Source organism: Bryocella sp. (assembly GCF_058498515.1).
On record NZ_JBMHYI010000025.1, the window covers coordinates 55,654 to 67,282 of the forward strand.

An 11,629-nucleotide genomic window follows, 5' to 3' on the forward strand; every position below is an offset into this window, starting at 1 on the left:
AATCGGGCGTATAAAAGACCCATGGCTGAAGTTCTGGCGCAGGCAAACAACGCGCTACACGACATCCTTGATCTCCTCGAAGCCCGCGAGCTGGTCCTCACCCCCAGCGCCAGCTCCGCGCAGGCCCTCCGCCGCGCCTTCGACGACCGCCAGCGCGCCTTCGGCCTCCGCGCCTGGGAGCCTGCCCGCGTCCTCGCCTGGACCCAATGGACCTCGTCCCTACTCGCCGAGCTGATCGTCTCCGGAGCCGAAGACCGCCTCCTCCTCAGCCGCACCCAGGAATTGGCCCTCTGGACCGACGTCATCGCAACCGACGAGGAGACCTCGCACCTCTCCACCGACGCCGTCGCCGACCTCGCCGAGCTCGCCCACTCCGGCTTCGCCCTCGCCGCCGACTACGCCGTCCTCGACCGCCTGCGCCCTTCCACGACCACCCGCGACGAGCGCACCTTCGCCCGCTGGTCCGATACCTTCCGCCGCGGATGCACCCGCCGCGCCTATCTACCCGCCGCGCTCCTCAACCACGCCCTCGCCGCCCACGCCCTCGCCGGTGCGCTGAAGTCCAATCCCAACCTCCCCGCCACACTCCACCTCTTCGACCTCGCCAATCCCGGCCCCTCGCAACGCGCGCTCCTCGAAGCCCTCACCGACGCCGGCATAACAATCCAGCAACACACGCCCGCGCCCATCGACTCCCCCGATCTCCAGGCCTGGACCCGCTGCGCCTCCGAGCGCGAAGAACTCGACCTTGCCGCAACCTGGCTCCGCGAATTCCTCGAACAAGCCGCCCGCGACGGTCGCACACCCACAGCCGCCCTTGTCGTGCCCTCGCTCGACACCGAGCGCACCGCGATCGAAGCCGTCCTCCGCTCTACCCTCGCGCCCGAACTCCACTCCATCGCCACCGACCTCTCCTCCACGCCCTGGGCCTTCTCCGCCGGAGCGCCGCTCACCTCGCTCCCACTCATCACCACCGCCCTCGACCTCGCCCGCTGGACCCTCGGCCCCCTGCCCGTCGAGAACGTCAGCAGCCTCCTGCTCTCGCCCTACCTCGGCCACGCCGCCGAGCGCGATGCCGCCGCCGTCTTCGACGCCGAAGTCCTCCGCATCGAGCAGCTTCTCGAGCCTCAGCTCACCCTGCAGGCTCTCCTCGAGCTAGCCCGCCACGAGCAACACAAACTCGAGCATCACGATCCCCCGCAAACGTCCCACGCTGCGCTCCCCTCGTGGGTCACAGCCCTGCACGACGCCCTCCACCGTGAGCCCCACCTCCTCGACCGCCAGCGTCCCCGCTCCTACGCCGAGTGGATGGAGGCCGTCCGCGCCATCGCCCACGCCGCCGGCTGGCCCGGCGACCGCACCCTCACCGCCACCGAGTTCGCCGCCACCCGCGCCTTCGAAGCCGCGCTCGACTCCATCGCGACCCTCGATGCCCTTTCCAGCGACCGCGTCAAGCGCATCTCCTTCGCCACCGCGCTCCACACGCTCGAGCGCCAGCTCCGCCACACCCAGCAGCAGCCCGCTGTCGCCAGCGCACCGCTCCAGGTGATTACGCCCAACGAGCTCCCCGCTTGCGCCTTCGACGCCGTCCTCTTCCTCCGCGCCACCGACACCAACTGGCCCGCCTCCACGCGACCGCACCCGCTGCTCAGCCGCACGCTCCAGCGCGAAGCCGGCATGCCCGGAGCCGACCCCGAGCTCGCCGCCACGCACTCACACGAGACCATGGCCGCGCTGCTCGCACGCTCTCCCCGAGTCCTCTTCACCTGCGCCAAGGAAAACGCCGACGGCCATCTCCGCCCCTCGCCACTCCTCACCGCCTTCAACTTGGAAGAGCTCGCACCGAACGACCTCATCGCATCGTCCCCGGAACCCAAGCCGATCAAGCTCATAGACAGCATCGATGCCATGGAACTCCCCGCGCTGCCCAACGCGCCCCTGCGCGGAGGCTCGCAGCTCCTCAAGCTCCAGGCCGCCTGCGGATTCCTCGCCTTCGCCGAGCTGCGCCTCGCCGCCGGCGCGCCCGAAACCCGCGAGGCCGGCATGGATCCCCGCGAGCGCGGCAACCTCATGCACCACGTCCTCGAAGCCTTCTGGCGCGAGGTCCAGACCCGCGACGCCCTCGAGGCCTACAGCCCCGCCGAGCGCACCGGCATCCTCGAAACCCTCATCGACGACGCCCTCCGGCGCATGCCTACCGAAACCAGTTGGAGCCAGGCATACGTCGAGCTCGTCCGAGCCCGCACCCTCCGCGTCCTCGAAGCCTGGCTCGAGCACGAGCTCAAGCGCGGCCCCTTTACCGTCCTCGAAATCGAATCCAAGCGCGACATCCAGCTCGGCCCCCTCACCCTCAACGTCCGCATGGACCGCATCGAGGAACTCCCCGACGGCGGCCTCGTCTACGTCGATTACAAGACTGGCAGCGCCGAGCCCAAAGCCTGGGAAGGCCCTCGCCCCGACGAGCCCCAGCTGCCGCTCTACTCCCTGCTCGCCGAGCCCGGCCGCCTCCGCGCTCTGCTCTTCGCCAACGTCCGCGCCGGCAAGGAAGCCGCCTGGAGTGGCCTGCAATCCGAACTCGGCATCCTCCCGAAATCCAAGAAGACCGCCGACCTAGAAGCCCGCACCGAAGAGTGGCGGCAGGTCCTCACCACCCTCGCCGAAGACTTCCACGCCGGCCACGCCCACGTCGCCCCCAAGGACGCCGCCACCAACTGCGCCCGCTGCGCCCAGCGCCTGCTCTGCCGTCGCGACGCCGCCGCCCTCCGCATCGCCGCACTCCAGGAAGACAGCGACGACGCGACTGCGGAACTGAGCTTCTTCGACAACGAGGGAGACGGCAATGGCTGAGCTCTTCACGATGCCTTCCAGGCTCGCGCCGCCACAGGAAGCTTTAGCCGACGCCGACGCTCGCCTGCGCGCCCTCGACACCCATCGCTCCGCCATCGTCGAAGCCCCCGCCGGCTCCGGCAAGACCGGCCTCCTCATGCAGCGCTTCCTCAAGCTGCTCGCCGACGAAGCCGTCACCCAACCCGAAGAGATCCTCGCCGTCACCTTCACCAACAAGGCCGCCGCCGAGATGCGCGAGCGCGTGCTCGAACAACTCCACAACGCGCGCGACGCAAAGCCGCTCGCCACCACCGAAGCCTTCCAGCAGCAGACCCGCGACTTCGCGACGCAAGTCCTCGCGCGCGACGCCGCACTCAGTTGGCGCCTGCTCGACCGCCCCCAGCGCCTCAACCTCCGCACCATCGACTCCCTCTCCGCCGAGATCGCCAACTCGCTCCCTCTCGTCTCCGGCGCCGGCGCCCCACGCACGCCCGCAACCGATGCCTGGCCGCTCTACCTCGCCGCCGCACGCCGCACGCTCGATCAACTCGGCGGCCCCAATCGCGCCCTCAACAGCGCCCTCCGCCTCGTGCTCCTCCATCGCGACGCCAACCTTCGCGACGCCGAGCGCCTCCTCGCGGACATGCTCGCCAAACGCGAGCAATGGGGCGAGCTCGTGCCGCTCACTCCCGGCGAACTCGACGACGCCGAGCTCGATCGCACCGTCCGCCCGCGCCTCGAGCGCCTCCTCGAAACCATCGTCTGCGATGGCCTCTCCCGCGCCGCCCGCATGCTCCCCGCAGGCGTCCTCGCCGAGCTCACCAGCATCGCCACCGCCCTCGGCGAACTCCCCGGCCACGGCGGCGACAATCCCTTCGCCATCTGCGCGCAACACTCTGACCCGCCACAAGTGGTCGCCGATCATCTCGACCATTGGGTCGCGCTCATCTCCCTCCTCGTCAAGCCCAGCGACGGTGGTTGGCGCAAGAGCTTCGCGCGGAATCACATCGGCGTCGAAGGCGACAAGCCCGCCATGAAGCGCCTCAAGGAGCTCGTCGAAAGCATCGAGGACGAAGACCTTCGCGAGTGCCTCGCCAGCGTGCTCCAGCTCCCACCCGCGCGCTATCCCGACGACCAGTGGGCCGTCGCCCGCGCCCTCTTCCACGTCCTCCGCCACGCCCTCGCCGAGCTCCGCCTGCTCTTCGCCGAGCGCGGCCAGTGCGACTTCAGCGAGCTCGCCCTCAACGCCCGCCAGGCCCTGCGCAACGATGAAGCCGCACCCGACCTCGCCCTCGCCTACGGCGGCCGCCTCCGTCACCTCCTCGTCGACGAGATGCAGGACACCAGCGCCGGCCAGTACGAGCTCATCACCCTGCTCACGCGCTCCTTCGACGGCCACAGCCAGACGCTCTTCCTCGTCGGCGACCCCAAGCAGTCCATCTACCTCTTCCGCCAGGCCCGCGTCGAGCGCTTCCTCCACACGCTCCAAGAAGGCCGCCTCGGTGAAATCGAGCTCGATGTCCTGCGCCTCACCTCCAACTTCCGCTCGCAAGGCGCGTTAGTCGAGGACTTCAACGAGACCTTCAAGCCGCTCTTCGCCAGCCTCGACGACAACGCAAAGCCCCTCGGCGAGATCGTCTTCGTCTCCGCAACACCGGTGCGTGATCCCTCGCCCTCCTCCGACGCCATCGTCTGGCACCCCACCATCCTTCCCGCCAAAGCCACCAATAGGCCCTACGAAGCCAGCGCAGACGCCGACGAAGACACCCCCGACACCCGCGCCGAACAAGCCCGCGAGTTGCGCGCCGTCGTCGATGCGTGGCGCGCCCGCAAGCTCCCCGAAGGCCGCACCAAACCCTGGCGCATCGCCGTGCTCGGCAGCACGCGCACCCAACTGCAGCCCATCATCGCCGAGTTCAAACGCGATCGCGGCAACGGCCCCATCCCCTATCGCGCCGTCGAGATCGATCCCCTCGGCCTTCGCCCCGAAGTCCTCGAAGCCCTCGCCCTCACGCGTGCCCTGCTCCATCCCGCCGACCGCGTCGCCTGGCTCGCCGTCCTCCGCTCGCCCTGGTGCGGCCTCACCATGGCCGACCTCCTCGCCCTCACCGGCGAAGGCGTCGACGCGCAGTCCCGCGACCTCGCGCAGGCCACCATCCCCTGGCTCGTACAGCATCGCGCCACGCATCTGAGCCCCGAAGGCCAACGCCTCCTGCAGCGCGTCTGGCCTGCGTTGACAACAGCCGCAACCACCCTCGGGGCCACGCCCCTCGCGGTGCACGTAGAGCGCACCTGGCGTTCCCTCGGCGGCGACCTCCCTCTCGATGCCACCGCCCGCGACAACGTCCGCCGCTACTTCACGCTCCTCGCTGACCTCACCTCCGACGGCGCGCCCACCGACCTTCGCCTCCTCGAAGCCCGGCTCGCCAAGCTCTACGCCGAGCCCGCACCGGCCGACAACGCCGTCGAGCTCATGACCATGCACAAGGCCAAGGGCCTCGAGTGGGACATCGTCCTCGCACCCTCGCTCGAGCGCAAGCCCGGCAACGACCGCGAGCCTCTGCTCAACTGGATCGAGCTCGAGATGGAAGGCAGCGAAAGCTCCAGCGTCCTGCTCGCGCCCATCGCAGGCTCCGGCGAAGCCAACTCCCGCCTCAACGATTGGCTCAAGCAGGCACGCGCACGCCGCGAAGCCGCCGAACGCCGCCGCGTCTTCTACGTAGCCTGCACCCGCGCGCGCGAAGAACTCCATCTCTTCGGCGCCGTCCGTCGCAAGCAGGATGGAACCCTCAGCAAGCCCACCCACGGCAGCCTCCTGCAGGCCTGCTGGCCCTCCGCTCAAGCCATCTTTGAAGACGAAGCCCAGCGCCCCTCATCAACTCTGCGGCAAAACCTCGCGCAATCCCTCGACGTCTTTGATCCCGAAGACTGGATGCCGCAGGAAAGCACGCTCGCCCTCGCAGCCTCTGTCGCGCCCACCAACGATCCAGCTCCGCTCATCCTCGAGCGCCTTCCCGACTCGCTCGACCTCGCAGCTCTCTTCCGCGAAGCCAACGATCATCGTCTCGACTACACCGCCGCAGCAGCGCTCCCCGCAGCGCCAACCTTCGATCGCCCCGAAGGCTCCTTCGCAGTCCGCGCCTTCGGCAACGTCGTGCATCGCTATCTGCAGCGCATCGCCGAACAACTCGACGCCGGCGCGCACCTCGATGCCATCGCAAACGACATCCCCACCTGGGAGCCACGCCTCATCGCCAGCCTGCGCGGCGAAGGCCTCGCCCTTTCCCAGGCGCAGCGCGAGGCAACGCGCGCGCGTTCCGTGCTCGAGCACGCCCTCGCAGACCCCGTCGGCCGATGGATCCTCACTCCCCACACACATGCTGCCAGCGAGCAGGCGATGTCTCTCGCCGGTGACGACGCCCTCATCCGCACCCTGCGCGCCGACCGCATCTTCACCACCGCCACGCCTCCGCCTGGCCTCGAGTCACAGATCACCGGCGAGGTCACCTGGATCATCGACTTCAAGACCGCCGAACAAGGCTCACGCAGCGATGCCCTCTTCGAGCGCCAGCAACGCGAGCGCTACAGCGCCCAGCTGGAGTTCTACGCAGCGTCGCTGCAACAGCTAGAGGCATCTCCCCGCACCATCCTGCTCGGCCTTTACTATCCGGAGCCGCAACGCCTCTTGTGGTGGCACGCTTCAACCTCCGCTGCGTCCAACACTGCATGACCACGCAGTTTCGAGGGCTCTATCTAGCACCGTCCATGACAACCTAGCAAAGCCCGCAGCCCGATACTCTTTCGTCATACCAACAATCGCTGCACACCCGCATCGCGGCTTGCCTCTCGTTTGTTCCGCACCGGATAATAGCTTCATCGGCACGCGGATCGCGTCCATGGACGTCACTGCAATGAAGAAGGATTCGCATGGCTGCATCGGGGCACCTCATACTCTGCGTGGATGACGAGAAGGTCGGGCTGCAGGTGCGCCGCCTTCTGCTCGAACGCTCCGGGTATCAGGTGCTCACCGCGCCCGATGGCGCCGCCGGACTCAAGATCTTCGAGAGCGAACCCGTCGAGGCCGTGGTCCTCGACTACGCCATGCCCGGCATGCACGGCGGCGAGGTCGCCGCGCTCATGCGCCAGATCAAGCCCGCAGTGCCCATCCTTCTGCTCTCCGCGTACCTCGGACTTCCGCCCGAAATCACCCAGCTGGTCAATGTCTACATGACCAAGGGCGAAGGTGCGCCCGCGCTCCTCGACAAGCTCGCCAGTATGTTTCCCGACTCCACGCCACGTGCCTGAGATAGCCCTTGAACCTGAGCAAGCTCAACCGGATTCTGCTCCAGACGCTGTTGCTGCCGGTCGTCGCGCTGATGGTCGTCTCCGGCGTGCTCGTCTGGCAGATCCTCAGCGCCGAGCACACCGTCGCGCAGATCCAGATCGCCGATAACAACATCGCCACGGCCAACTACATCGCCGCGCTCATCGCCGATCAGGAAGCCGGCATCCGCGGCTACCAGAACACCGCCAACGAAATCTTCCTGCAGCCGTACGACTTCGCCGTCGGTCCGCTGCAGGCCAGCTTTGCGCGGCTGCACGAAGGCATCGCAACTCAGCATGGAGACGAGACCCCCGTCGATGCCCTCATCTCCGCGCATCGCCGCTGGGTCAACAACATCGCCGAGCCCATGATCGTCATGGTGCGCACCGGCGCCGACACCCGCAACCCTGGCCTCAACCTTCGCGGCAAAGCCTACCTCGACAGTGTTCGCGGCAACCTCGCCGCCATCGTCTCCGACCAGAAGTACCAGCGCACGCTCTTCGTCGATCACTGGCAACAGCAGCTGCGCGATACCCTCATCGGCATCGTCGTCTTCGCTCTGCTCACCGGCCTGCTCATTGGCCTCTTCGCGCGCAGCCGCCTGCACACCGTCTCCGAAGCCTTCCAGGACTCGCTGCTCAAGCTACGCAACAGCGCTCAATCGACCTTCGAGAACGAGCAGCGCCTGCGTGCCATCCTCGCCGCCATCGGCGACGCCGTCGTCGTCTGCGACCCGCGCGGCGCCATCGAACTCGTCAACCCCGTCGCGCAGGAGCTCTGCGGCCTCACCCAGGACACCGCCACCGGCCACCAGATCGGCGAAGTCTTCCATCTCCTCGATGAGAGCACGCACGAGCCACGCCTCACGCCCTTCGAGCAGGTCCGCGACCAGCGTCGCTTCGTCGCACCCTCCTCGCACGCTCTGCTCCTGCGCCACGACGGCACCGAGCTCCACGTGGACACCAGCGGCGCTCCCATCTACGACCTCAACGGCTCACTCGCCGGCGTCGTGCTTGTCTTCCGCAACGTCACGGAGCAGCGCCGCACCCAGAGCGCTCTGCTCGCAAGCGAAAAGCTCGCCGTCGCCGGCCGTCTCGCCGCCACCATCGCGCACGAGATCCACAACCCGCTCGACGCCGTGGTGAACATCATCTACCTGCTTCGCCAGGGCACCACTACCGAAGAGGCCACGCAGTTCCTCGAGATGGCCGCCTCCGAGCTCGATCGCGTCACCCAGATCAGTCGCGCCATGCTCGGCATGTATCGCGAATCGCGCACGCCCGTCGCCGTCGATCTCGAAGAGGTCCTCTCCAGCGTGCTGCTGCTGCTCGAACGCCGCTTCACCGACCAGCAGGTCACCGTCAACGTCAGCTACGCACCGGACTCCATCGTCACCGGCTTCCCCGCCGAGCTACGCCAGGTCTTCACCAACTTGCTCACCAACGCGCTCGACGTCTCGACGGCCGGCGCCGTCATCGAAGTCCGCACCGCGCCCCACACCTTGCGCGGCGGTCCCGCTGGCATCGAGGTCACCATCAAGGATCAGGGCACGGGCATCGCACTCGAAGACATGGCCCAGCTCTTCCAACCCTTCTTCACCACCAAGGGCGAGCACGGCACCGGCCTCGGCCTCTGGGTAAGCCAGGGCATCGTGCACAAGCACGGCGGCTCCATCCACATCGACACCAACGTCACCACCGAGCACCACGGCACCACTATCGCCGTCTTCCTGCCCCGCGGCAGCGCCACACTGCCCGTCAAGACAAGCGCTTAAGCCGCGACCGCCGCGCCCTTCAACAACCGCGCCAACACCTCGGCCGCCTGCTCGCACTCCGCCCGCGACACATCGCGATGCGTCACCAGCCGCACCGCATCCGGCCCAATCGCGCTCGAGATGATCCCTTCGGCCTTCAACGCCGCAGCCACCGCAGGCGCGCTTCCCTTCTGCTTCAACGTGAAGATCACAATGTTCGACTGCACACCGCTCAGGTAGATCTCCGCCTCCTCACAGGTCGCAATCGCCTCCGCCAGCAGCTTCGCATTCGCATGGTCCGCTGCAAGATGCTTCGGCCCATCCTCCAACGCGAGCAATCCCGCAGCAGCCAGCACGCCAGCCTGCCGCATGCCTCCGCCCAGAGCCTTGCGCACCGAGCGCGCCCGATCGATCAGCTCCCGTGACCCCACCAGCATCGATCCCACCGGAGCTCCAAGCCCCTTCGACAAACAGAACATCACCGTGTCGAAGCCCTTCGTCAGCTCCGCCACACTCACGCCCAGCGAAGTCGCCGCGTTGAACACCCGCGCTCCATCCAGATGCGTCGGAAGCCCAGCGGACTTCGCGCCTGCCCAGATCTCTTCCAGCACCGCCACCGGAGTCACCGTGCCGCCCGCCATGTTGTGCGTGTTCTCGACAGCAATCAGCCCCGTCGGCGCGCGGTAGTAGATCTTCGGAGCAATCGCGCGCTCAATCTCCGCCCAGCGCATCACGCCGCGATCGCCCGGAACCGTCCGCGGCACACAGCCCGAAAACCCCGCAACCATCGCCATCTCCCAATCGAGAATGTGCGACCGCGACTCGCAGATGACTTCCTGCCCATGCCGCGTATGCAGGCTGATCGCAATCTGATTCCCCATCGACCCCGTCGGCACAAAGATGGAAGCCTCGCGCCCGAACACCTCCGCCGCCCGCTTCTCCAGCAGGTTGATCGTGGGGTCTTCGCCGTACACGTCATCGCCAACTTCAGCATCGGCCATCGCCTGCCGCATCGCCGGCGTGGGCTTGGTCACGGTGTCACTGCGCAGATCAATCACTCGGCTCTTGTGCACTTCGCTCATCGGCATTCCTATCTTTTTCTGATCTCCACGAATCACTGCTAACTCACAACTGGCAACTCGAAGCTCCAAACCCCAAGCTCCAGACTCGATCACACCATCGAGCCTCTGCCTTTGCTCTTCTGGTCGTCATCCCCGCAGGGGATCTGCTTCTCAATCTCTCAGCCAGTCCCTAAACCGCCACACTCTCCAACAACCGCCCAAACACCTCGTTCGACACCAGCCGCCCATGCCCGGTCAGCTTCCATCGCCCGTCTTCCACAATCATCAAACCCTCGCGAGCCAGATCCTGCACGATTGCCGAGCACTCCTCCACCCAAGCCACATCGAACCCCTCGCGCAGCTCACTCACACGCAAACCCTCAACCAGCCGCAGGCCAAGGAAGATCGCCTCTTCGAAGGCCTCTCGCGCACTCACACGGGTAATCTCTGCGGGCTCACGACCATCGTAGCGCGCCAGCTCATCCGCATTGGCCAACCGCACAGCGCACTCTGGGCCCTGAACCCTGGCCCCTGGCTCCTGCGGAAACAGCATCGAGTGCGCATCCAGGCCGAACCCCACATACGGTGCTCGCTCCCAGTACTTCCTGTTATGCCGCGACTGGAAACCCGCCCGCGCAAAGTTCGAAATCTCATACTGCCCAAATCCCCGCTGCCCAAGGAACTCGCAAGCCCGCTCATACATCGTCGACGCACGATCCTCGTTCGGAACCTCCGGAGCATAGAACCGCGCCCCACCACCCAGCACCTCAGCCCCCAGCCGCGAGTCCTCATCCACCTCGAACAGGTACACACTCAGGTGGTCTAGCTCACTCCCCACCGCCGCCTCCAGCGAGTACTGCCAGCTCGCATCCGTCTGGAATGGCAGCCCCGCGATCAGATCCGCCGCCACCTGCGCCACTCCCGCGCGCCGCAGCCGCGCAATCTCCGCCAGGCAGCTCTCGCCCGTATGCGACCGCCCCACTGACGCCGCCTCGCGATCGATAAAGCTCTGCACGCCCAGGCTCACCCGGTTCACGCCCAGCCGCAGCGCCTCATCCAGCAGCTCGTCGCTGATCTGCCCCGGCGCAGCCTCCATCGTGATCTCAGCGGCAGGGTCGACCTCAAAATTCTCGCGTAGGACTCCAATAATCCGCGCCACCTGCGCAGGCTCCAACAGGCTCGGCGTTCCACCACCGAAGTACACCGTGTCCGCCTCACGTGGCAGCACAACTCCCAGCGCCTCAGCCCGTTCCCGGCCCGTCGCAATCTCCGCGCACAGCATCTCCACATAGCGGTCGATCGCGCCCGGCGCTCCCACCCCCGAAGCAAAGTTGCAGAAGCTGCACTTCGCCCGGCAGAACGGCACGGAGAGATAGATCCCCACCCGCTCGCACCCGCGCATCGACGCGACATCGGCAGACACCTCGGGGCGTTCATGCACCATACCCCAATTCTTTCATGCGCTACCCAAAGACCCGCCGCGCCCCACCGCGGCCTCCGCGCACGCCGCGTTCGCACTTCGCCTCCAGCACCCCGCCCAACCCACTAAACGACTACCGGCTGAAAGCCGGTAGGTTGGGGTTGCGACTGGAAGTCGCCTGAGTGCGGCTGAAGCCGCCTGCAAGGCTTCCGGCTGAGAGCCGGCTTAAGGCTCGGTGGGCGCGG

General features: G+C 67.1%; 6 protein-coding genes. 4 read left to right on the forward strand and 2 right to left on the reverse strand.

Annotation, left to right across the window (positions count from 1 at the left end):
* The first annotated feature begins 21 nt into the window (after positions 1-21).
* The 4 genes from AC5E6W_RS08340 to AC5E6W_RS08355 all read left to right on the forward strand — a co-directional run bounded on the left by AC5E6W_RS08340 (position 22) and on the right by AC5E6W_RS08355 (position 8,924).
* The gene (locus AC5E6W_RS08340) at positions 22-2,847 is read left to right on the forward strand and encodes a PD-(D/E)XK nuclease family protein (RefSeq protein ID WP_491751817.1); all 2,826 of its coding nucleotides are present in this window, start codon (positions 22-24) and stop codon (positions 2,845-2,847) included.
* Entirely contained in the window at positions 2,840-6,556 is a 3,717-nt protein-coding gene (locus AC5E6W_RS08345; RefSeq protein WP_491751818.1) for a UvrD-helicase domain-containing protein, read from the forward strand. Before AC5E6W_RS08340 ends, AC5E6W_RS08345 begins: the two co-directional genes overlap by 8 nt.
* Positions 6,557-6,753: 197 nt before the next feature.
* Positions 6,754-7,131, forward strand: coding sequence for a response regulator (locus AC5E6W_RS08350; protein ID WP_491751819.1), 378 nt, complete (start codon positions 6,754-6,756; stop codon positions 7,129-7,131).
* 8 nt (positions 7,132-7,139) lie between these two features.
* On the forward strand, positions 7,140-8,924 hold the full coding sequence (locus AC5E6W_RS08355) for an ATP-binding protein (RefSeq protein ID WP_491751820.1): 1,785 nt from the start codon (positions 7,140-7,142) through the stop codon (positions 8,922-8,924).
* On the opposite strand, the gene AC5E6W_RS08360 is transcribed toward AC5E6W_RS08355, so the two are convergent.
* On the reverse strand, positions 8,921-9,985 hold the full coding sequence (locus AC5E6W_RS08360; RefSeq protein WP_491751821.1) for a threonine aldolase family protein: 1,065 nt from the start codon (positions 9,983-9,985) through the stop codon (positions 8,921-8,923). The genes AC5E6W_RS08355 and AC5E6W_RS08360 overlap by 4 nt on opposite strands.
* A 169-nt stretch (positions 9,986-10,154) precedes the next feature.
* The gene (gene hemW / locus AC5E6W_RS08365) at positions 10,155-11,408 is read right to left on the reverse strand and encodes a radical SAM family heme chaperone HemW (protein ID WP_491751822.1); all 1,254 of its coding nucleotides are present in this window, start codon (positions 11,406-11,408) and stop codon (positions 10,155-10,157) included.
* Positions 11,409-11,629 lie beyond the last annotated feature (221 nt).

Excerpts from the sequence above, each read along its gene's own strand:
- AC5E6W_RS08345 (WP_491751818.1), top strand. The coding sequence starts at position 2,840 with ATGGCTGAGCTCTTCACGATGCCTTCCAGGCTCGCGCCGCCACAGGAA.
- AC5E6W_RS08350 (WP_491751819.1), top strand. The coding sequence starts at position 6,754 with ATGGCTGCATCGGGGCACCTCATACTCTGCGTGGATGACGAGAAGGTC.
- AC5E6W_RS08360 (WP_491751821.1), bottom strand. The coding sequence starts at position 9,985 with ATGAGCGAAGTGCACAAGAGCCGAGTGATTGATCTGCGCAGTGACACC.
- AC5E6W_RS08340 (WP_491751817.1), top strand. The coding sequence starts at position 22 with ATGGCTGAAGTTCTGGCGCAGGCAAACAACGCGCTACACGACATCCTT.
- hemW (WP_491751822.1), bottom strand. The coding sequence starts at position 11,408 with ATGGTGCATGAACGCCCCGAGGTGTCTGCCGATGTCGCGTCGATGCGC.